Annotated in this window: 19 protein-coding genes; 7 read left to right on the forward strand and 12 right to left on the reverse strand. The window is 39.2% G+C overall.

Translation table 11 applies throughout. The features are described 5' to 3' along the window. Positions 1-15: 15 nt before the first annotated feature. Positions 16-327 carry a 30S ribosomal protein S10 gene (gene rpsJ / locus I6F54_RS09235; protein ID WP_002957900.1) on the reverse strand — a complete coding sequence of 104 codons (312 nt, stop codon included), beginning with the start codon at positions 325-327 and terminating at the stop codon, positions 16-18. A 418-nt stretch (positions 328-745) separates the two neighbouring features. Here rpsJ and plsB point away from each other — a divergent pair, with 418 nt between their 5' ends. Continuing rightward, complete coding sequence (gene plsB / locus I6F54_RS09240) at positions 746-3,184, forward strand: glycerol-3-phosphate 1-O-acyltransferase PlsB (protein WP_197119723.1); 2,439 nt, start codon at positions 746-748, stop codon at positions 3,182-3,184. Positions 3,185-3,205: 21 nt separating this feature from the next. Here plsB and tesB read toward each other — a convergent pair whose 3' ends face one another. Beyond that, positions 3,206-4,063 carry an acyl-CoA thioesterase II gene (gene tesB / locus I6F54_RS09245; RefSeq protein WP_165740429.1) on the reverse strand — a complete coding sequence of 286 codons (858 nt, stop codon included), beginning with the start codon at positions 4,061-4,063 and terminating at the stop codon, positions 3,206-3,208. Between the two features lie 77 nt (positions 4,064-4,140). On the opposite strand from tesB, the gene I6F54_RS09250 reads away from it, so the two are divergent. Then, the gene (locus tag I6F54_RS09250) at positions 4,141-4,599 is read left to right on the forward strand and encodes an EVE domain-containing protein (protein WP_024592465.1); all 459 of its coding nucleotides are present in this window, start codon (positions 4,141-4,143) and stop codon (positions 4,597-4,599) included. A 69-nt stretch (positions 4,600-4,668) separates the two neighbouring features. Beyond that, positions 4,669-5,703, forward strand: coding sequence for a hypothetical protein (locus tag I6F54_RS09255; protein ID WP_007587047.1), 1,035 nt, complete (start codon positions 4,669-4,671; stop codon positions 5,701-5,703). Between the two features lie 36 nt (positions 5,704-5,739). On the opposite strand, the gene I6F54_RS09260 is transcribed toward I6F54_RS09255, so the two are convergent. Both I6F54_RS09260 and I6F54_RS09265 read right to left on the reverse strand, forming a co-directional pair. Beyond that, entirely contained in the window at positions 5,740-5,937 is a 198-nt protein-coding gene (locus tag I6F54_RS09260; RefSeq protein ID WP_007587044.1) for a PLDc N-terminal domain-containing protein, read from the reverse strand. Continuing rightward, a complete protein-coding gene (locus tag I6F54_RS09265; RefSeq protein WP_165727094.1) occupies positions 5,937-7,004 on the reverse strand; it encodes a potassium channel family protein in 1,068 nt (355 codons plus the stop codon). Before I6F54_RS09265 ends, I6F54_RS09260 begins: the two co-directional genes overlap by 1 nt. 169 nt (positions 7,005-7,173) lie before the next feature. On the opposite strand from I6F54_RS09265, the gene I6F54_RS09270 reads away from it, so the two are divergent. Then, positions 7,174-8,484: a short-chain fatty acid transporter gene (locus tag I6F54_RS09270; protein WP_165740426.1), complete on the forward strand. Its 1,311-nt coding sequence runs from the start codon at positions 7,174-7,176 to the stop codon at positions 8,482-8,484. 46 nt (positions 8,485-8,530) lie between these two features. Here the strand turns inward: I6F54_RS09270 and I6F54_RS09275 are convergent, their stop codons facing one another. The 6 genes from I6F54_RS09275 to I6F54_RS09300 form a co-directional block, all read right to left on the reverse strand. After that, a complete protein-coding gene (locus I6F54_RS09275; RefSeq protein ID WP_197141008.1) occupies positions 8,531-10,681 on the reverse strand; it encodes a peptidase domain-containing ABC transporter in 2,151 nt (716 codons plus the stop codon). Positions 10,682-10,707: 26 nt separating this feature from the next. After that, the gene (locus I6F54_RS09280; protein WP_139047204.1) at positions 10,708-11,010 is read right to left on the reverse strand and encodes a hypothetical protein; all 303 of its coding nucleotides are present in this window, start codon (positions 11,008-11,010) and stop codon (positions 10,708-10,710) included. Between the two features lie 134 nt (positions 11,011-11,144). Further along, on the reverse strand, positions 11,145-11,330 hold the full coding sequence (locus I6F54_RS09285; protein ID WP_007587028.1) for a hypothetical protein: 186 nt from the start codon (positions 11,328-11,330) through the stop codon (positions 11,145-11,147). 12 nt (positions 11,331-11,342) lie between these two features. Next, entirely contained in the window at positions 11,343-11,486 is a 144-nt protein-coding gene (locus I6F54_RS09290; RefSeq protein WP_007587027.1) for a class IIb bacteriocin, lactobin A/cerein 7B family, read from the reverse strand. A 202-nt stretch (positions 11,487-11,688) separates the two neighbouring features. Then, a complete protein-coding gene (locus tag I6F54_RS09295; protein WP_197141012.1) occupies positions 11,689-12,930 on the reverse strand; it encodes an HlyD family efflux transporter periplasmic adaptor subunit in 1,242 nt (413 codons plus the stop codon). Positions 12,931-13,061: 131 nt separating this feature from the next. Further along, a complete protein-coding gene (locus I6F54_RS09300; protein ID WP_165727092.1) occupies positions 13,062-14,078 on the reverse strand; it encodes a metalloprotease in 1,017 nt (338 codons plus the stop codon). A gap of 166 nt (positions 14,079-14,244) precedes the next feature. Between I6F54_RS09300 and I6F54_RS09305 the strand changes: the two genes are divergently transcribed. Beyond that, on the forward strand, positions 14,245-15,456 hold the full coding sequence (locus I6F54_RS09305) for an EAL domain-containing response regulator (protein ID WP_197141022.1): 1,212 nt from the start codon (positions 14,245-14,247) through the stop codon (positions 15,454-15,456). Between the two features lie 32 nt (positions 15,457-15,488). Here I6F54_RS09305 and I6F54_RS09310 read toward each other — a convergent pair whose 3' ends face one another. Further along, entirely contained in the window at positions 15,489-16,565 is a 1,077-nt protein-coding gene (locus tag I6F54_RS09310; protein WP_007587021.1) for a hemolysin family protein, read from the reverse strand. 84 nt (positions 16,566-16,649) lie between these two features. Here I6F54_RS09310 and I6F54_RS09315 point away from each other — a divergent pair, with 84 nt between their 5' ends. Both I6F54_RS09315 and I6F54_RS09320 read left to right on the forward strand, forming a co-directional pair. Continuing rightward, positions 16,650-19,145, forward strand: a complete 2,496-nt coding sequence (locus tag I6F54_RS09315) for an alpha/beta hydrolase family protein (RefSeq protein WP_197141026.1) — start codon at positions 16,650-16,652, stop codon at positions 19,143-19,145. 216 nt (positions 19,146-19,361) lie between these two features. Next, a complete protein-coding gene (locus tag I6F54_RS09320) occupies positions 19,362-20,066 on the forward strand; it encodes a response regulator transcription factor (RefSeq protein WP_002957913.1) in 705 nt (234 codons plus the stop codon). On the opposite strand, the gene I6F54_RS09325 is transcribed toward I6F54_RS09320, so the two are convergent. Further along, positions 20,063-21,574, reverse strand: a complete 1,512-nt coding sequence (locus I6F54_RS09325) for a YifB family Mg chelatase-like AAA ATPase (RefSeq protein WP_165727089.1) — start codon at positions 21,572-21,574, stop codon at positions 20,063-20,065. The genes I6F54_RS09320 and I6F54_RS09325 overlap by 4 nt on opposite strands. Positions 21,575-21,608 lie beyond the last annotated feature (34 nt).

Raw genomic sequence — 21,608 nt, forward strand, 5'->3', positions numbered from 1 at the left:
TCTCTAATCTTTCGATTAACCCAGGCTGATTTGAACATCAACACCAGCAGCAAGATCTAAACGCATAAGCGCGTCTACAGTCTTGTCAGTTGGTTCTACGATGTCAATCAGACGTTTATGGGTGCGGATCTCGTACTGATCACGCGCATCTTTATTAACGTGCGGTGAAGTTAGTACAGTAAAACGTTCAAAGCGTGTAGGTAGTGGAATTGGTCCACGTACTTGTGCGCCAGTGCGTTTCGCAGTTTCCACGATTTCTGCCGTTGATTGGTCAATCAAACGGTGGTCAAAAGCTTTTAGGCGAATACGAATGCGTTGATTTGACATTCTTAACCTCAATATAAAGAGCATATAAAAGAGCATAAAAAAACGACCGAAACAATCTTAAAACTTAAGATGCCGGCTGTTTGATTATATCTACGTTGAGTTCCAAATCGGAACTCCTGTTTATTAGCTTGAAATCCAAGCTTAATTTATCCTTTCTAATTCCCAGAGGAATTTTGAAAGCCTGCGTATTATAGAGGTATTGGTGATAAATGCAACAACTATTTAGAAACAATGCAATGGCTGTAAATTTGATTAAATAAGCGCCCATAAATGCTTATTCGCTATACTTGAACTAATAGCTCTACTTGCTAGTCAATAAACAAGTTAACACCTTAATTACGCAAACTAAGTGATTTTTAGATATTATGGTATCCTACTGCGCTAATTTTGCCCTTAATACTCTCAATATGGTGAGTCGATGCGTATTTTTAATTATTGTTTAAATGTTATGTCTGCTGGATTTAGCCGCTTATTTGTGAAAAGCAAAGTGCTGCCAGAAAATCCTATTAAACAGTATGATCTAAACCCTGAGTATCCTACATTTTATATAGTGCGCCTAAATTCGCGATTTGATTTAGCCGCCCTTGCACATGCTTGTAAAAAAAATGGCCTACCTAGTCCAACCGAAGAGCAAGTATTAGGCAACCAAAATTTAGACCGCTTTATTGGCATTAAAAACCCGCCGCCACTGTTTGGTGATGAAGCTAAGCCAACCAATGCTTTAGCTCAAGGTAAGCAAATTATTGAGTACCTCATACAAAGCGGACAGCAAAATGTACAAGTTGTTCCGGTAACTATTTTATGGGGACGCGACCCAGGCAAAGAAAAGCCAGGATTGCGCACTTTAATCACGCACTCCCTAACTCCTAGCTGGTTTAGAAAGATTTTTGTCGTGTTGTTTTCAGGTCGCGATAACTTTATTCGCTTTAGTCAGCCTCTCGACTTATCGCTGTTAGTGAATGAGAAAGCAGACGTAAGTGAATTACCACATAAGTTGTTACGTGTTGCACGTGTACATTTTAAGCGTCAAAAACTTGCAGCTACGGGCCCTAAAATGCCCTCTCGCGAGCAATTATTTAATTCATTATTAGCATCACCTACAATAAAAAAAGCAATTCAAGATGAAGCTAAAGCTAAAAATATCAGTCAAACCGAAGCGCGCCAAAATGCACTTAAGCTACTTGATGAAATAGCGGCTAATTACTCTGAGGCGATGATACGTGTAGCTGAAAGGTTTTTAACCTGGTTGTGGAATAAGCTTTATAACGGTATAGACATTAAACATGCTGAACAAATTCATGAGCTAACCGATAAAGGTCATGAAATTATTTATATGCCTTGTCATCGTAGCCACATGGACTACTTACTGCTTACCTACTCTATTTATCATTTAGGTTTAGTACCACCGCATATTGCTGCGGGTGTAAATCTTAATTTTTTCCCTGCTGGCGGTATATTTAGACGCTCAGGTGCATTTTTTATTCGTCGCTCGTTTGCCGGTAATAAGCTTTACTCAGCCATATTTAAAGAGTATTTAAGCCAGCTATTTATTAAAGGCTACTCTGTTAAGTTTTATACAGAAGGCGGACGAAGCCGCACTGGGCGTTTGCTACCGCCTAAAACCGGCATGCTCTCAATGACCTTACAAGCCATGCTACGCGGAATAGACAGACCTATATCTATTGTTCCTGTGTATATTGGCTATGAGCATGTAATGGAAATTAATACTTATCTTAAAGAACTAGATGGTAAAGATAAAAAAGGCGAATCTATTTTTGGAATTTTTAAGGCAATCAAAAACCTTAAAAACTACGGTCGTGGTAATTTAAACTTTGGTGACCCAATCTCTATAAACCAATATTTAAACGATAACCAACCAGATTGGCGTGATTCAATACACCCAACCGACGTGCAAAAGCCGCAATGGTTAGCGCCACAAGTAACTAAGCTTGCCGACCAAGTGATGGTTAAAATTAATAATGCGGCGGCGCTTAATGCGGTTAACTTACTAGCGATGATATTGCTGGTTAACGATAAACAAGCATTGAGCAAACCAAAGCTATTAGCACAACTTGATTTTTACCTGCGTTTACAACGCGATGCAAGCTATAGCGATAAAGTAACCGCGCCAGACGAAACACCAGAGCAATTACTAACGCATGCATTAAAGCTGAATAAGTTTGAAGTTATCAGTGATGAATTTGGCGAAATTATTACTATTAGCGATAAAGAAAAAGTACTGTTTAATTACTACCGAAACAACATTTTACACTTGTTTGCAGTACCAAGCTTAATTGCACTACATCTATTTAAACAACACAGCACAACTATTGAGCAATGCCAGCAACTTGTAAAAACGTTTTATCCGTTATTTGCTAAAGAATGGTATTTACAGCCTCTTGATGAAAACTACATTACACGTATTTTAGCGAACTTTGCAGATCAAAACTTAATTGAGTTTGATGGTGACAATATTCATATAACAAACGGTAATGACTGCTTAGCTAAGCTAGAGATGCTTGGGCGAGCACTTAGCTTTACTCTGCAACGATACGCTATTGTGATTGGTTTTATTCAAACAAGTGATGGCATTGAAAAAGCTGAGTTAGAGCGAGAAAGCCAAGTGTTAGCGCAACGTTTAGGCACACTGCATGGTATTAAAACACCCGAATTTTTTGACAAAAAAGTACTTGTTAGTTTTATTGAAAACTTGCGTGGTGAATCATTAATAACAGAAGGTGATAAGGGCTTAGTAGGTAGTACACAACTTTGTGAAACCTATGCACACCTTAAAACATTACTGCCAGCACGCGTCTGGCAGTCAATCAGCGATATAGTACAAGATCAGTGTAACTAGCACTATATCTATAAAAGGGGGTTAGCGCTGACGCATAACCCCTTCTTGCATTGTTGAGGCAACCAAGTTGCCTTGGCGATCAAAAAACTGCCCGCGTACCAAACCACACCCATTACTCGCACTTGGACTATCAATTGAATACAAAATCCAATCATCCATTCTAAATGGGCGATGAAACCACATTGCATGATCAATAGTCGCTACTTGCATATTTGGCTGCATAAACGATACACCATGTGGCTGTAATGCAGTTGGCAAAAACTCAAAGTCAGACGCATAAGCAAGTAAATAATTATGAATGCGTTGATCGTCTGGCATTTCACCATTAGCTTTAAACCAAATATGCTTTACCGGCTCCATAGCTTCTGGTTTAAATGGATTATGAAAAGTAACTGGTCGCATTTCAATCGGCATTTCACGCGTAAACTTATTACGGATCACCTCTGGAATATGCGCAGCATTTTCTTGATAAAACTCAAGCGATGAACGCAGGTCTTCAGGTGCGGGTACATCAGGCATTGTTGCTTGATGCGACAAACCATTTTCTTCACCCTGAAACGACGCTGTCATATAAAAAATTGGCTTACCGTACTGAATCGCTTTTACTCGGCGAGTACTAAAGCTCTTTCCATCGCGAATAGTTTCTACATCATAAACAATCGGTTTAGCTGGATCGCCTGGGCGTAAAAAGTAAGAATGTAATGAGTGAACTATACGCCCCTCAGGTAGAGTTTCTTTAGCGGCAGAAAGCGCCTGCCCCATAACTTGACCGCCAAACACAGCACCAAAGCCTAAATCTTGGCTTTGTCCTCGATATAAACCTTGCTCAATTTCTTCAAGTGTTAACAACGACAATAAATCATCTAATACTTGGCTCATTACTTCTTCCTCATTACCCTAGTATCCAAATGATACTATACAATAGTGGGAAGTAAATATTTGTTAGGAATACTGTTATGGCTTACTGGCTATTTAAAACTGAACCCGATGCGTTTTCATTAGATGATTTAAAAAACGCACCAAAACAAACGACTCTTTGGGAAGGCGTGCGTAATTACCAAGCGCGAAACTTCATGCGTGATGGCGTTAAGGTCGGTGATTCAGTGATGATTTACCATTCAAGCTGTAAACACGTAGGTGTAGCGGGTATTGCCGAGGTTACAAAAGAAGCCTACCCAGACCCCACTCAATTTGATTTAAGTAGCGACTATTACGATGCAAAAGCCACCAGCGACAAACCACGCTGGGTTGTTGTTGAAGTTACTTATCAAAGCCATTTAAAAAAATTAATTAGCCTTAAAGATATTAAAGCCAATAATAACATTACTGAAATCGCACTTAAAAAAGGCGGACGACTATCAATAATGCCTGTTACTAAAAATGACTGGGATGAAATAATCAAAATGGCGCAGTAACACCCTCTCGGTTTGACCTAATTTCATTGAGTTTGATATGATCTATGCTGACTTATAGCTGGAGGATTAATGAAATTACTGTATTGGTTAGATGAATGGTTAACTCTCCCGCGCAATGAGCAACAAACTCGATTACCCATGACGGGTAGTGATTTACTCGGCGATGTATTTGTTAAGTATGATTTTGTTGACGTTAATAAGCCCCTGCTTTTTACCTTTTCACCCGCAGGCACTAACGTGCAAGAGCAAGATCTTCACCCTGATTTTGCACCATGGGGTTATCACTTGGCTCAAAAACAAAACGTAAACGTAATCGCTTTTCAGCATTTAGGTAAAAGTAATTGGTTTCGTAATCGTAATTTAATCTTTTTTCTCGAGCAATTATCAACATTACTTACGCCGTTTAATTGTCGATTAGGCTATGGCTTAAGCCGTGGCGGATTTGCTGTTGGCGCTTTTGCTAAACTATTAAAGCTAAACCAAGTACTGTTCTTTCACCCGGTAAGTACTAAAAATAAAGAATTAGTACCCTGGGATGACCGCTCTAGTACCGATATAGCTCAGCAGTTTGACTGGCAACAAGATTATCACGATCTAGATTTAGGAGATGCCCAAGGCTATATTATTTACGATCCTACTAATCGTATAGACCGCATGCACGCCAAGCGCTATAAGCAGTTAACTCACTTGCGAGTATTTGGTATGGGACATGGCACACACGCTACATATTTGAATAAGTTTGGGTTTTATAAGCAAGTAGCCGTTGATTTCATTCAACATCAGCAAATCGATATTGCACAGTTTCGCCTGCAAACCAAAACCTTACGCTTAAAAGAAGATTATTATCAAAGTCTCAATACGGCTAATGCAGACTCCCCCCATCGTTTAGCATTATTGAGTACAGCGCATAAAATTTTAGCTGATGAAAAAGAAGTGTATGTACAAGAGCATCAAGCAAAAATTGATATTCAGCCATTAATAGATGTGGCACTTAAGCACCAAGATGAGCACCCTAATGATGCTATTCAGCTATTAGAAGTCGCCCAGCAACTTCTACCTGACGACCCTCTAATTGAGCATAAACTCAAACAGTTGGAAGAGTAATTATTCCAACTAAAACGGCTATAAAGGCTAACTACTCTATTTAGCCTTTTTCTTTTTGTGCCTATGCTTGGGCACAATGGTAAAGTACATCATTAAACCTAACCAAGAAAATATAATGATTCCCATTAGCCAGCCATTCTTTTCATGACCCTGTGTACGCTTACTGTTGAGTACAATAACGACAGGTAATATGTAAGCACTTAAAACAACAATTAAAAATACAACTTCATTCATTATTTTTCTAGGCTCGACCAGTCTACTTCACTACTTAATACTCGATCTACCGATATATAGTGCAAAATATCGCCTTCACTTACTTTGTAATCTAATGGTGGGTTTAAATCCATATTTTGCGCACTTAAATTATGGGCAACACCTAACAGTATTGCATCATGCTCAAGCTTAAAATGATGAAACAAAGTACCAAACTCCATATCTTTGCAGCCACTTGGTACTTTCAAGCTAAATTGTGTATCGCCGTGCAAAGTAGATAGCAGCTCCTCTTGCACACGGCTCGAACCTGGATCTTGCATTGAGCGTACTAATATCTCAGCTGATTTTGCACTACTACATTCTACATTTTGGCAATGCTCTAACATCATCTCAACTTTAGTTTCATCTAAAAAGTGAGCACTTATATGACAATCATCTTTTACTAAGCGACTTATGCGCAGTGCTGTGGTAAATGTTTGGTCATCATCTTGCCCATCAATAATCACTTTATCGGCACGGCGAATAGCAACACGCTCTAACTCTCCTAAGTTTGTAAAACTGGTTAAACGTGCAAAATCGACGCTTTCGTTAGCTAAAAAAGGATGATCCATTTGCTCGGTTACCGCAAGTAAAATACGACGATCGGTTCGTTTCGTATCTGCCAAAATGTAATCAATCATCTTTTTTGTACGAGTGTCGTGCCAACCAAAAATAATAATATGGTGGTTACTGTGGGCAAAGTTTTTATCACCAGTCATAGCGCGCCTAATTAAGTAAGTAACAGTTTGTCCTGCTTTTCCTAGCAAAACACCAAATAAAGCTAAACCAAATGGAATTTGTATTAATGCTACCACCCAACGACCAAGATCAGTAGTTGGACTAAAGTCACCATATCCCACTGTTGATGTTGTTACTGTGTAATAGTAAAAAAAGGTAGTAAGCGAGGTTAACGCTTTCTCATTCGCTATAAATAGTAAGCTCCATGTTAATAGCATATGAGTCAAAATAGCTAATGCCACTGCTTGCCAACTCAACTGATCTATATGAGCGCGAACAAGTAACGCTAGCCTTTTAAATATCACCGGCATAATACAAAGTCTTCGTTAGTAAATTATCTATAAACAGTACGTTACTGTAAGCGATGCTTTTAAGCAATGTTTAAGCTTTTAACCACAAATATAAGACTAAATGCTGTTTGCCAATGGTGATTTTTCATGATTAATTAGCGTTAAAATAATAACCAAAACAGTTGTGCTTATGCTTAATAAAATAGCCCGCCCTTTTACTAAAATTGTAGAGCGCTATCTTCCCGACCCTTTTATATTTGTAATTTTACTTACAATAATTACTCTTATTAGTGCGAGCTTATTTACAACCGCAACCAACATTGAAGTATTACAAGCGTGGGGAGGTGGATTTTGGAACTTATTAAGTTTTGCTATGCAAATGCTACTAGTGTTAATTACAGGCTACATGTTGGCAAGTACGCCACCTATAAGTAAGTTATTAGAAAAACTAGCAACACTCGCAAATACAGCACCTAAAGCAATTATATTGGTAACGCTTATTTCGCTTTTAGCGAGCTGGATAAATTGGGGATTTGGCTTAGTTATTGGTGCTCTTTTTGCCAAAGCAATTGCTAAACATACTCGTGTAGATTATCGATTATTAGTAGCCAGCGCTTACTCAGGTTTTGTTGTATGGCATGGCGGATTAGCCGGTTCGATTCCTTTAACTATCGCAACCGATAGTCACTTTTCAGAGGCCAGCATTGGTATTATTAGTACAGAGCACACTTTATTTGCGGGCTTTAATATAGCCATATTAGTTGGTTTATTCATTATTATGCCGCTCGTTAATCGCTATATGCTGCCAAGCGAGCAAGAAAGCGTATATATCGACCCAGCTCTTTTACAAGAGACAACACCTAAGCCCACAACAATAACCAGACCCGCCCAACATTTAGAACAAAGTAAACTACTCGGTATGACAATTGGCTTATTAGGTTTGGCATATTTAGGTTATTACTTTTTTATTGCTGGCGGAAACTTAAACCTTAATAGCGTTATTGCCGTATTTTTGTTTTTAGCTATTACGCTGCATCAAACACCCCATAATTTACTTAACAGTTTGCAACAAGCAATTCCAAGCGGGGCTGGCATTGTTATTCAATTTCCTTTTTATGCCGGCATCATGGCGGTAATGGTTGATAGCGGATTAGCACAACAGATATCACGTGGCTTTATTGCCGTTGCAGATGCTGATAGCTTGCCATTTTTTAGTTTTATAAGTGCAGGACTCGTTAATATGTTTGTTCCCTCTGGCGGTGGCCAATGGGCTGTACAAGCACCCATTGTAATACCCGCAGCGCAAGAGCTAGGCGCCGATATATCTCGCGTTGCAATGGCCGTTGCATGGGGTGATGCGTGGACTAATTTAATTCAACCTTTTTGGGCATTACCCGTCCTTGCTATCGCAGGCTTAAAAGCAAAAGATATTATGGGATTTTGTGTTGTGCAGTTATTTGTAACTGGGGTTTTTATATCGCTGGTATTGAGCTTTTATTAAATGTAAACATAATAAAAAGGCGTGTAAAACACAAGCACTGGTCATTTTATGCACTCTCGTTCTGCTGTTGTAGCTCCACCAACCTACCCTCTTTCAGTTGATAGACTTTGCTGGCCATGTTAATGGTTTCTTGGCGATGAGCAATCATAATCCGCGTGATGGGTAAGTGCTGAATTTGTTCACTTATTTTCGCTTCGTTGTCTTTATCTAAATGACTAGTTGCTTCATCCATAAACAACACGCAGGGCGATTGATACAATGAGCGAGCAAGAAGTAAACGCTGTACCTGCCCGCCCGATAAGTTTGATCCCATGTCCCCAACTAATGAGTTATAGCCCATAGTCATTTTGGTAATATCATCATGAATAGCCGCATGACGAGCACACGTCTCTATTTTTAAATAATTCGGCTGTGGGTCAAAAAAACTGATGTTATCAGCGATTGAGCCAGCTAACAGTGTGTCATCCTGCATTACTGCAGCTATTTGTTTGCGGTAGTTTTTAAGGCCAAGCTGAGTAATATCTTTGCCATCAAGCAACACAGTCCCTGAGGTTGGCTGTAATAACCCTAGCATTATTTTCATCAACGTAGTTTTACCCGCACCTGACGGACCCGTAATCGCAATCGAGTCACCGGAATTCAGCGTTAAATTAACATTGTTTAAAATCGGCACTTGCTCTTCACTGTAACTAAAGCAAATATTTTCGAGCGTAAGCTGACCTCTCACTTTACCTTCGTCATCACCTGTATAGGCCATTTCACCGTCACGATTAGCTTCTTGTTTCGTGAGTGCTATATCTGCAATACGGTCTAAGTGTAAGCGCATCATTTTGAATTGAATGATTTGTTCAATTAAGTTGGCAAAGCGGCTGGTTAACTGGTTTTTATAAGCAATAAACGCCAGTACCATACCAATAGACAAGCTATTGCTCATAACTAGTAATGCAGCAAAGTAAATCACTAATACATTTTCAAGGCCAAATAACAGCTTGTTAAATGAATCAAAGCTAATGTTTAAACGCCCTAAACGAATTTCACTGTTTATTACCTCTGCATAACGGTTTTGCCAAATTCCTTGGCGCTGCGATTCATTACCAAACAATTTTATAGTTTGCATACCCCGAATATTTTCTAAAAAGTTCGATTGCTCTTTGGCAGATGATTGAATCATTTCTTCGGTGGCTTGATGTAGTGGACGATACAGCGCTAAACGTACCAAGGTATACAGTACAATTGCACCAACAACTACCGCAGTGAGTTTTAGCGAATAAATTAGCATCATAATCAATACGGTAATGCCCATTACGCCATCGACCAGTGTTTCTACAAACCCTGTAGTTATGCGCTCCCGTATTTGCGCTAATGAGCCAAAGCGCGAGACAATATCGCCAATATGGCGGGACTCAAAATAGTTCATTGGCAAGCGCAATAAGTGCCTGAGCAAATTCACGCCCATTTGCATATTGAGCAAACTCGAAAGCCGTAAAATTAGCCAACTTCGTACCGCATTAGTCACCACTGAAATTATCGCAATCAGAGCAAAACCCATGGCAAGTACCGTTAATAACGATTCATCAAAACTAATGAGTACTTCATCCACCACCCACTGCATATAATAAGGGGTCATCAAAGCAAATAATTGCAATACCAGTGACAACGCAATCAGTTTTATTAGCCCTGCTTTTAAGCCCTTCATTGAGCTCCAAAGTTGGGTAAACTTCATCTGTGCTTGTTCTTGTTTGGCTTCAAACTGACTGGTTGGAGTCAGCTCTAAACAAATACCGGTAAAGTGTTTACTAAACTCATTACTATTTAAACTGCGTTTACCAACAGCTGGGTCGTTTATAGCAAACTTAGTTGAAGATCCTTTACCAGAGACTTTGGTCAATACCACAAAGTGATTCATATCCCAGTGCAATATACACGGCGTTTGCAGTTTATGAACTTCATCAAGCGGGCATTGTAGCGCACGGCTAGCTAGCCCTAAATTATCACCTAGCTCAATCAACTGCTGTAAGTTCATACCCTTTAGATTAGCCGAAAAGCGTTTTCGCATGGCAGGCATATCCAGCTTATGACCGCGATAACATGCCACCATAGCCATTGAGGCAAGGCCGCATTCGGCTATTTCGGATTGGAGAATCACTGGGACTGGTTTTGAGAATGAAAAAGTTATAAGTCCATTTGCAGAGTTCATAATTACCTTAGTCAAACAACATTTTATTAATCAAGCTCATTTTTTGAGAAAATAGCCATTGAATCTAACTTCAGCATAACTCGTATTACTATCGCGGAGACACCCAAAGTACAAGTAATAATCCAAAAATCAACTAGCTCTAAGGCACCATTGAGGCTTAATCTTAAAATAATAAAATTACCTCCCATAAAGAAAACCATAGAGATAAAAATATATAACGCCCATTTTTTATTTTTATATATACCCGTTAGAATAGCTAAAGAAAACCCAAGAGTTACAGTAAAGAAAGCTAGCTCACCGTATGAAATTACATTATCACTAAGCAGCAAATTTACGTCTTTTATAATTACATATACAGACCCTAGGACTATCAAAGAACACATTGCAAAAATTGATACGATCGCGGATAGCTTCATTTTAAATAAAGAAGGGAATAAATCCCCTTCTATCCCCTCTATTATAATTACTCAGCGGCGTTATGATATACTGCAGCTATACCACCTACAATTGCACCAAAACCAGCTCCAATCCCAATTGCAGTAGCCAAACCGCCTGCAGTAATCGACGAGCTAGCATATAGACCAGCAATAATAAAAGGTAGTGGGCCACCATTTATTTCTTGTATTTCATTACTTGTTAATTCTCTCATTGCAAGACCCTCCTATTTTCTAATTGCATTATAAGTTGCTATACCACTAATGATTGCAGCAAAGCTTGCAACTTCTCCATAGACTGCTATTGCTACAAACAGGGGGAATGGACCACCACTTACTTCTTTAAGTTCATTTACATTTAATTCACGCATAATGTTATACTCCATAAATCCGATGCTTTTTAGTTAAGTCATCGGGTTGTTAATATGCTCCCCTTCAATAAAGGTGAGCGATTAATAGGCTAGCTTTAGCTGCTCGCTAAAGTTAACTAAAGCTGGCCGTCTTTTTCGGTTGTTTGCATTTAGCAAACCACCAAAACTTTCAAATTTTTCTTTATTTTATAAAACGCTACACTTAACTTACGCGCCCTTTTAGGCTGTACAGTGGCTCTAGTAACCACTCGATTAATGTGCGCTGCTCCAACATAATATCTGCCTCAAACAACATGCCACTTTTCAACTCAAACGCCTTACCATAGGCCTGCATTTGTTGTTGGCTGAGTGTCGCTCGCAAACGGTACACTGGCTCTTGCAGGGTAATAGGCAGGCGTATTTCATTTGGAGTAATGAGCGCCTTGTCGATGCGGATAATTTTGCTGTTAATAAAACCAAAGCGTTGGTAAGGGAAAGCATCAAAACGCAGGCGCGTATCGTTACCTAGTTGTATAAAGCCTGCTGAACGTGTTGGTAGCAGCAACTCTGCTACTAGCTCTGAGCCTTCGGGAATAATATGCAACAGTGGTTTGGCTTGGGTAAGTGTTTCGCCTTCAACCACTTGAATGCCAGTAACAACACCGCTGTTACTGGCTGTTATGGAATATTGATAGTTACTTTTAATTTGTGTGAGCTGGTTTTGAATATCCGCTTGTTGGCGCTTAAGACTATTTATACGCAAAGTATACTGCTGGGGCACGTTAGCAATATTAAAACTAAGTTGACTTAATTGATTTTCTTGCTGCATAAGCAAGCGCGCTAGGTTTTGTTTTTCTTGCTTAGCATCTAAGAGGGCTTGCTGCTGTTGCTCTCGCTCGATGTTTGATAAAAAGCCATTTTTATTAAGTTGATTAAGGTTGCTTTGTTGGCGGTTAAGTAGCCCTAATTTTTCATCAGCTAGAGCAAGTTGACTTTGTAATGCAGCTTGCTCATTAGTAAGTGCACGTTTTTGCGCGTGCAAGTTAAGTGACTCTTGCTTTTGTAGGGTAAGGTTTTGTGTTATCTCATCATTGAGCAACTGTATTTGCATACTTAGCTGCTCAACAAGCTGGGTACTCAAGGCTATGCCTTGGCTGTTATTTTGCTGCACAATAATGGTCGCCAACGGCTGACCTTTAGTAACGGCATCACCCTCTTGTACAAATAGCAGCTCAATCATACCACCTTGACTAGCAAAGGTTTGGATTATCCCTTTATTGGGTATTAAAAACCCCCGTACTGTTTCCTTGCGGGAATACTCTGCTGTAAATAAAAAGCTTATCACTACAATCGCAATACATACCAAAACAAATACGATAAGTTTTATTGATAGTGGTTGTGCTAGCGTAATCACACCAGTTAAACGCTCACTTTGCTGAGCGACAGCTTCCTTTCTAAATAACATCCAGTTGATCCGCTAAGATTGTTCTAATTTATATTACACTAGAATTCAATTAACAATAAATCAACATAAAAGTCGAAAAATAAAATATTAATGCAAAAAACTAACTTATTTAGTTAGAAAAAATAAAAATACTAGCTCGATAAAATAGTCATCGGCAGGCTCAATATTGGATTTTCCGAATCGGCAAAGTGCATCATTACAGCTACATGCCCAGCTACTACAATTGCATACATAACCGCTGAAAAACCTTGGCCATATTTATCTAGTGGCATTAAATGTGAATAGTGACGGCCTCGCCATTCAAATACAATTTCCAGCGCACCTACAAACAAAAAGAATACCAGTAACATTAAGCCAAATGTGTAGCTCAGCCATAAACCAAACAGTACACCGAGTAAACATACACTTAAACCAATCCATGAACGCATTGAAAAGCTAATACTTTTTAATACATGCCCGCCATCAAGCGGTAAAATAGGTAACAAGTTAAATAAATTTAATAACGCACTAAGAACTGCCACACCTGCAAATATTTCCATCTCGGTGGCGTAATATAAAACGACACCCAGTACCGAGGTAATTAAACCAAATGCGGGTCCCATTAATGATATAACGACATCTTGCCAACGAGTTGTTATTTTGTCGTCACTTACAGCGAGCCCACCTACAAATGGGATTAAGTAAATACCTTTGGTTTTTATGCCAAAGTATTTCATTGCTCGCACATGGCCGTACTCGTGTACGACTAAGCAACCAATTAGCATCAGTGCAAATTCAATACTAAATAACCACGCATAGCCTGCAACAGAAGCCCCCGCAAGCACTACTTTAATGACCTTAGCACTTTTAAAAAGCTTAAAGCCTAATGCAGCCAGGCCTAAAAAGCCTTTTTTAGGTGAGCCATTTGTAGGTGCTGGTAGCGCAAGCTGTGTTGCAAATTGCTCATCCACAAAAAGCGAAATACTTTGCTCTTCCGCCGCTCCAGTATCAATACCAATTACTTTGTTGTCGTAAGTAAACTGATAATAGTTTTCACGAGGGTTATCAAAGGTAATGGCTTGTTGTCCATGAAACACTTGCACAATTTTTTGCCCAGACACCATAAGCGAAAATGGTTGCTCGGCTAAAGTAAGATCTATTCTTATCATAATTAAGACCGTTTAAAATAATGGCGCTAGTATACCTAATCAGCTTAAAAACACGAGTGAAGGTGCTAGGTAACTATTTTCAAAATAAAAGTATTTGATACTGACAAAATAAAAAAACACTACTACTTTTATAGTAACTCCAAGCGATACATTGAAAGGGATAACAGTGGACAAAATAGTGCCTAATATTTTAGTTGTTGACGATTCAAAAGCAATTTTGATCGTTATGGAAGCTATACTTAACGAATTGGGTATGTCTAACACTATAACTACGTGCCTGAATGCAAAAGAAGCTCTTGAAAAAGTAAAAGAAGATGTTAACTACTTTGATGCTGTTTTTACTGATCTCAATATGCCCGAAATGGACGGCATGGAACTAATCCGCCACTTAGGAGAGTTACATTATCAAGGCGGTATTATAATTGTTTCTGAAATGGACCATAAAGTTATTAGCTTAGCTGCCAATCTCGCGAAACAACATAACGCTCACCTCATTGGTAATATTTCAAAGCCAGTGCAACTGTCTCAGGTTAGTAGGTTACTTATTAAAGTGGCGCAATTAAACAGCCACACTTTATTAAAAGAGTCGGCCATTTCAAAAGATGAGCTTATTGATGCATTAAAAAACGATGAAATAACGCCTTTTTACCAACCAAAAATAAACGCTGATAACAATAAAATTGAAAGCGTTGAAGTCTTAGCACGTATTTTATCAAGTAAAGACGGCAATATTATTTTACCTAACCGTTTTATAAACACTGCCGAACAACACAACTTAATTAATCAAATTACATTTTCTCTTTTTGAAAAGGCCACCAGCGAATTCAAAAATATGAAAGCGCAACTAGGTCATGATTTTAAAATGGCATTTAATTTATCGCCAACTCAGCTCGACGACTTAAACTGCCCTAATAAATTACTGCTCATTTTAGAATTAAACCAACTCACGCCTAGTAATATAATTATAGAAATAACAGAACAACATGCACTCTCAAGCCTCATGCAATTAGAAACACTAAACAGATTAAGAATGCATGGCTTTGGTATATCGCTAGACGACTTTGGTGTTGGTTTTACTAATATGAATCAGCTTCGAAATCTTCCTTTTACTGAAATTAAAATAGACCGTTCACTTATTAGCCATATAGAAACAGATTTATTTTCTCAAGTGGTCGTAAGTTCGTTATTTAATATTACGAGTAAAGATAATTTAGACTTAGTAGCAGAAGGTGTTGAACGACCAGAAGAGCTCGTTTATTTAAGGCATTATAGAAGAAAACTAGCCATACAAGGTTTTTTATTTAGCCGCCCTAAACCACAAAACGAATTTATATCTTGGGCTAAAGATTGGCTGAAAACTGATGGCAGCCCCGCTTAAAGCGGTATTAATATTTAATCGGGGCTGGTTAACTAATTATCACCCCGAGTGTGTTTATCTTCTTCACTGACTATATGCGCACTGCTTGCTAAACGTTTGTGCCAACGCTGCCTTGCTACTGCGCGCATATTAGTAGATTGGTCACGCTCATCTACAATCTCTAGCCCCATTAAAGCTTCAATCATATCCTCTAGCGTTACAATACCTTGCACGTCACCGTACTCATCTACAACTAGGCATATATGCGTGCGCTTTGTTAAAAGAGTTTGCAGTAACGACGATACATTTTGAGAACTCGGCACCGTATAAATAGGCTTAATCAATTTGCTAATTTTGTAATCGGTACCTAAACGGTGAAATGCCAGCATAATATCGTTTTTATGCACAAACCCAACAATATCGTCGCTGTCTTTATCAAATACCAATATACGAGAAAATGACGACGAGCCGTGATCGTTTAAATACTGATTTACTGTTAAGTCTTTGTGGATTTTAAAAATTACAGTTCGAGGCGTCATTAAGTCGCATAATTTTGCATGTCTAAAATGCAATAAATTACGAATTATTTCGGACTCATCCTGATGTAATGCACCCGACTCCGTACCTATATCAGCCATTGCCTCTATCTCTTGACGAATATAGTATGCCTCATCGTGCTTTGGACCCATTAAATTTGTTAGCTTTTGTGCAAACCATACAAAAGGCTTTAGCAATATAACTAAAAACCTCAAAGCGTAAGTAACACTTGGCGTTAGAGCTCGCCAGTAATTAGCCCCCAAGGTTTTAGGAATAATTTCAGAAAGAATTAATACGAGGAATGTCATAATGGCTGATGCAATACCTACAGCCGCATCGGAAAACACGACAGCTGCCTGTGCGCCTACCCCAGCAGCACCCGCAGTATGGGCAACCGTATTTAAAGTTAAAATAGCAGCTAAAGGCTGATCTATATTGTTTTTAAGTTTTTCGAGCTGTTTAGCAAGCTCAGGATGATCTTTCCTAAGTGATGCAACATAGCTGGGCGAAATACTTAATAACACAGCCTCCATCACAGAACATAAAAACGAAATAACAATCGCCACTACCATATAAACTATCAGTAAAGTCACTTTCTCTCCTCTATATTGGATATGTGAGCATGGTATCAATACATGCTATATTTGGCCAAACTTCCAATAATAATAGGCATAATAATGAAATTTAGCGCACCATGGTGTCATCAAAATAAGCTATTTAAGTACGCAGCGACTCTTTTGACGCTTAGCAGCTTAAGCTTTGCTGCAATAGCTGCACCATTGGATAAATCAAAAATTCAGTTTATCGGCCCACTTGCCGAAGATATGCAGTTAAAGCCTTTTCAGACACCTCATGGCAGTGCGATTATTAACAACCTATTGCCGCAACTACAAGCAGACTCAGATAGTTTTTCTGTATTTGGGAAAAAACAAAACTGGCAGCCGTTTAATAAAATCAATGCGCTCACTTTAGGTGGGTTACAGGCACTAAAATTTAATATTGAAACTACCCGCTTTACACAAGGTACGCTTACCTTAAAAGGGATTGAGCAAGGTCAGTTATTTATTAATGGCGAACTACAAACAGGCGATAAAAATAGCTATAAGTTAGCTTTAAATAACAGTACTCACTCTATTTTAATAGTAGCCCAACAAGTAGCTAATTGGCACGATGTAATGCTTGATTTTGCACCTAAAAGCGACGTTGATAAAATTACGCTTAGCGCCTCAAAAACAAAACGCTTATCTGCAAAACAATTGTTTGATGCCCCTACAATCAGCCAATTATCACTCGCACCTAATGCTAAGCAGTACGTTACTACTACTCGCACTTATAGCGATAAAACACAAAACCAAGCAAATACAGTTACTGTACTTAAAGATTCAGATAATCAAACGCTTTATCGCTTCGAAGCAGGCCAACCAAGTAACATTATTTGGAGTCCAGATAACCAATATTTAGTGTATTTGTTAAATGGTGAGCTTAAACAACTTAGCCGTAAAAACTTCTCAATAAAAACATTAGCAAACGATTTAGAAGGAGCCAATGGCTTTACCTTTTATAACGACACCAGTCTTTTGTTTAGCTGGTCTAAATCACCTGAGAGCACTAACAGCTTAACCAAGCACTATAAAGGTCTACAAGATCGTTGGTCGTATGCACGTACCACCAGCCAAATTTACATGCTTGATACTAAAAGTGGTTTAACAAAAGCACTTAGCCAAGGTCCTCTTTCTTACAGCCTTGAAGATTCAAATAGTAACCGTGGCAAAATATTAATGAGCCGCCCAGTAATGGCAATGCAAGCATCAACCCACCCTGAAACAGAGTTAGTCGAACTCGATTTAAAATCAAACAAGCTTTCATCGCTTGGTAAATTCAAAACGTTTAATTTAGCTAAATACGCAAATAAAGATATTTATGTAGTTGCAGGCCCTGACTTTAAAAATGGCGCAGGCAGAGCTCTACCAAAAGCAATGCTTGCTAATAACTACGACGGGCAACTTTACCTACTTACTGAAGGCGGTAAAAACGTAAAAGCACTCAGTAAACAATTCGATTCTGCTATTGGCCAACTGCACGTTTTAGAAAACGGCGATGCGCTCATTAAAGCAACAGAGCAAGACACTCAACCACTTTACCTATTTGATTTAAGTAAACAGCGCTTTAAAAAGTTAAATACAGGATTGGATATTGTTGAACAATTTAGTTACTCACACGACCGTAATACCGAAATTTTATTAAGTGGCACTAACGCTTTAGCGCCACAACAGCTAAAGCGCCTTAACGTAAGTAAAAATAAAACAGATTTAATATGGGATTCAAAACCAAGTAGCTATGCAAATACACGACTCCCTACATTAGAAGAGTTTAATTTTAAAAATAAACATGGTGTCGAAATCACTGGCCGCGTTTATATTCCTAGCAACTTAGATAAAACTAAAAAGCACCCGGCGCTCGTGTATTACTACGGCGGCACTTCACCAGTTACGCGTGGTTTTACAGGTCGTTATCCGTTTAACTTATGGGCAGAAAATGGCTACGTTGTTTATGTAGTACAGCCTACTGGCGCAACAGGGTTTGGACAAAAGTTTTCAGCGCAGCATGTTAATGCCTGGGGCGACTACACTGCAGACGATATTATCGAAGGCACGCAAGCCTTTTTAAAGAAATACAACTATGTTGATAGTGAAAAGGTAGGAAATTTAGGGGCATCATACGGTGGCTTCATGACCATGTTATTGGCAACTAAAACCGATATATTTAGTGCTTCAATAGCTCATGCGGGTATTTCTAATATTACCTCGTATTGGGGTGAAGGTTGGTGGGGCTACTTATATTCTGGCGAAGCATCAAAAAATAGCTTTCCGTGGAATAACCCTGAGCTTTACAGCAAGCACAGCCCTGTGTTTCATGCCGACAAAGTAACAACACCTATGCTACTTCTTCATGGTGATAGTGATACCAATGTACCTGTTGGCGAAAGCTTAACAATGTACACTGCGCTTAAACTGCTTAATAAGGACGTAGAGTTAATCGAATACAAAGGCGCCGACCACCAAATTTTTGCACGCGATAAACGATTTGATTGGTGGAACACCATGCTCGCATACTTTGATAAAAAGCTAAAAGATGAACCTCAATGGTGGGACTCAATGTATAAAAATGACTGAGCCTGAACCTTTAAAATAACGACTTAATACAGATTTATTAATAGTAGTATTAATTATTTAGCACCTTTTAATTAGTTTAAAGGTGCTAACCTCATCCTCTAATAACGTCTTATACACCTTTGAAATATTAAGTTACTTAAAACTAATAAACCCCCTTCTCAGCATTTACCTAATGGTGCTACCATACAGAGCTATAAGCATTCAAAATAAAGTACTATGGCTATTAATGTTTTATTGGTTGAAGACGATGAACTACTCGTTAAACGCATCCAAAATCACTTTGCAGATACCGAATTTACAATAGAGGTAGACCCAACTGGCGCTGATGCACTTAACATTGTAAGGCAGCGGGTAAACCTGCGCGGTGCTATATCATTAGCCATAATTGACATTGTTTTGCCAAAGCGTGATGGGCTTCAGCTGGCAAAAGAATTAAACACACTTACCGATATTGGCGTTATTGTATTATCGAGTCGTGACTCCCAAGCCGATCGTATTGCAGGCCTTGCACAAGGTGCTGATGACTATATTTGTAAGCCTGTCGATTTACTTGAGTTAGAACTTCGCATGCGCGCGCTCTATAAGCGTGTTGCCGTTAACCTAGAAGACGACGAAAGCGAAGAATTTATAGAATATGCTGACTTTAAGCTTCACCCCGATAACCGCACACTAATTACTGCTGCGGGCGTTGAGTCACGCTTAACTGAAGCCGAACATAAAGTGCTTATTTGCTTAATTAGTAATGCAGGTAAAGCCACATCCCGTGAAAAAATATCAGAAGAAATAGGCCAGCCCGATTGGAGCCCAAACGATCGTACTGTTGATGTGCTTATTGGTCGTTTACGTAAAAAATTAAATGACGAAAAAGATCAAAAACGTATTGTTACCGTTCGCGGTAAAGGCTATATGCTTTCTATTTAATACTTAGTTAATTGCGCAATAAGGCGCTCAAATGCGCGGTAATTAAGTGCTTCTTTAAGCTCATTTAAACTAATGTTTTCAGCGCCTTTTAAATCACTAATTGTACGCGCCACCTTAATTACTCTATGGTAAGAGCGTGGCGATAAAGATAACTTCTCGCTTGCTCTAGCTAAAAACTGCAACTCTGCTGGCGCCAGTACACAGTGCACACTCATTTCTTTATTATTAAGCCTCGCATTAACCTTACCTTGGCGTTTTAGCTGTAGGTAATAAGCCGCTTCAACTCTTGCTCTAACCTCAGCACTACTTTCCTCTGGCTGAGTACTTTGTAGTTCAACGCTCGTTAGACGAGGCAGTTCTATTTGCAAATCAATACGGTCAATAAAAGGTCCTGATACTCGCGATAAATAACGCATAACTTGATCGGGAGTTGCCCGCTTATCAGTATGGCTCCCTGTTGGGCTTGGATTTAATGCTGTAATAAGCTGAAACTGCGCCGGAAACTCCATTTGCCTTGCTGCACGTGAAATAGTAACCGTGCCGGTCTCCATTGGCTCACGCAGTGAATCAAGCACCTTACGCTCGAACTCCGGTAATTCGTCCAAAAAAAGTACGCCATTATGCGCCAATGAAATTTCACCGGGCTTCGGGTTTGAAGAGCCACCCACTAAAGCAACAGCTGAGCATGTATGATGCGGATTACGAAATGGCCGCTGTCGCCAATTAGTTAAATCTATGGATTGCCCAATAATGGAGTAAAGCGCGGCAGTCGAAATAGCTTCATCGTCCGACATAGTAGGCATTATAGTTGCCATTCGCTGAGCAAGCATTGATTTACCAGTGCCTGGTGGACCTAAAAATAATAAATTATGCCCGCCAGCTGCAGCAATTTCGAGTACTCGCTTTGCACCGGGCTGACCTTTCACATCGCTTAAATCAAGTAAAAAGTCAGGGGCTTGTGTGCAGTCGGGATACTCTATATTTAATGGTAAGGGTTGTTGATTAAGTAAATCCCCCCACACTTCTTGAATAGAGCTTACGGCTTTGCGTTTAACGCCATTAACTAGGCTTGCTAGGCTGTCGTTTGCAATAGGTAAAAAGCAGCAACGATCTTGCTCTTTTGCAGCAAGTACCGAAGGTAAAATAGCGTTTACACCACGCACCTCACCATTAAGAGCAAGCTCACCATAAAACTCGTACTTGTGAATATCAGGACACACTATTTGCCCAGAGGCGACTAAAATACCCACCGCAATAGCAAGATCAAACCGTCCGCCATCTTTTGGCAAATCGGCAGGGGCTAAATTTACAGTTATTCGTTGATCGGGAAAACCAAATTGTGAGTTTTCGAGTGCGCTACGTACTCTATCTTTTGATTCTTTAACGGACGCTTCGGGCAGGCCTACTATATGAAAAGCGGGTAAACCATTTCCTAGGTGAACTTCTACAATAACTTCAGGGGCATTTATACCCACTTGAGCACGAGAAAATATACGAGCTAACGACATTCCTTATCCTAGTAAATGGTGTGATTACACCAGT

The sequence above is a fragment of the Pseudoalteromonas sp. SWXJZ10B genome (assembly GCF_015864475.1).
GTDB classification, from domain to species: Bacteria; Pseudomonadota; Gammaproteobacteria; order Enterobacterales; family Alteromonadaceae; genus Pseudoalteromonas; species Pseudoalteromonas arctica.

Coding starts and splice junctions, on each gene's coding strand:
- I6F54_RS09315 (WP_197141026.1), top strand. CDS start 16,650: ATGAAATTTAGCGCACCATGGTGTCATCAAAATAAGCTATTTAAGTAC.
- I6F54_RS09270 (WP_165740426.1), top strand. CDS start 7,174: ATGCTTAATAAAATAGCCCGCCCTTTTACTAAAATTGTAGAGCGCTAT.
- I6F54_RS09290 (WP_007587027.1), bottom strand. CDS start 11,486: ATGCGTGAATTAAATGTAAATGAACTTAAAGAAGTAAGTGGTGGTCCA.
- plsB (WP_197119723.1), top strand. CDS start 746: ATGCGTATTTTTAATTATTGTTTAAATGTTATGTCTGCTGGATTTAGC.
- rpsJ (WP_002957900.1), bottom strand. CDS start 327: ATGTCAAATCAACGCATTCGTATTCGCCTAAAAGCTTTTGACCACCGT.
- I6F54_RS09300 (WP_165727092.1), bottom strand. CDS start 14,078: ATGATAAGAATAGATCTTACTTTAGCCGAGCAACCATTTTCGCTTATG.
- I6F54_RS09250 (WP_024592465.1), top strand. CDS start 4,141: ATGGCTTACTGGCTATTTAAAACTGAACCCGATGCGTTTTCATTAGAT.
- I6F54_RS09295 (WP_197141012.1), bottom strand. CDS start 12,930: ATGTTATTTAGAAAGGAAGCTGTCGCTCAGCAAAGTGAGCGTTTAACT.
- I6F54_RS09260 (WP_007587044.1), bottom strand. CDS start 5,937: ATGAATGAAGTTGTATTTTTAATTGTTGTTTTAAGTGCTTACATATTA.
- I6F54_RS09325 (WP_165727089.1), bottom strand. CDS start 21,574: ATGTCGTTAGCTCGTATATTTTCTCGTGCTCAAGTGGGTATAAATGCC.
- I6F54_RS09320 (WP_002957913.1), top strand. CDS start 19,362: ATGGCTATTAATGTTTTATTGGTTGAAGACGATGAACTACTCGTTAAA.
- tesB (WP_165740429.1), bottom strand. CDS start 4,063: ATGAGCCAAGTATTAGATGATTTATTGTCGTTGTTAACACTTGAAGAA.
- I6F54_RS09285 (WP_007587028.1), bottom strand. CDS start 11,330: ATGAGAGAATTAACAAGTAATGAAATACAAGAAATAAATGGTGGCCCA.
- I6F54_RS09265 (WP_165727094.1), bottom strand. CDS start 7,004: ATGCCGGTGATATTTAAAAGGCTAGCGTTACTTGTTCGCGCTCATATA.
- I6F54_RS09255 (WP_007587047.1), top strand. CDS start 4,669: ATGAAATTACTGTATTGGTTAGATGAATGGTTAACTCTCCCGCGCAAT.
- I6F54_RS09275 (WP_197141008.1), bottom strand. CDS start 10,681: ATGAACTCTGCAAATGGACTTATAACTTTTTCATTCTCAAAACCAGTC.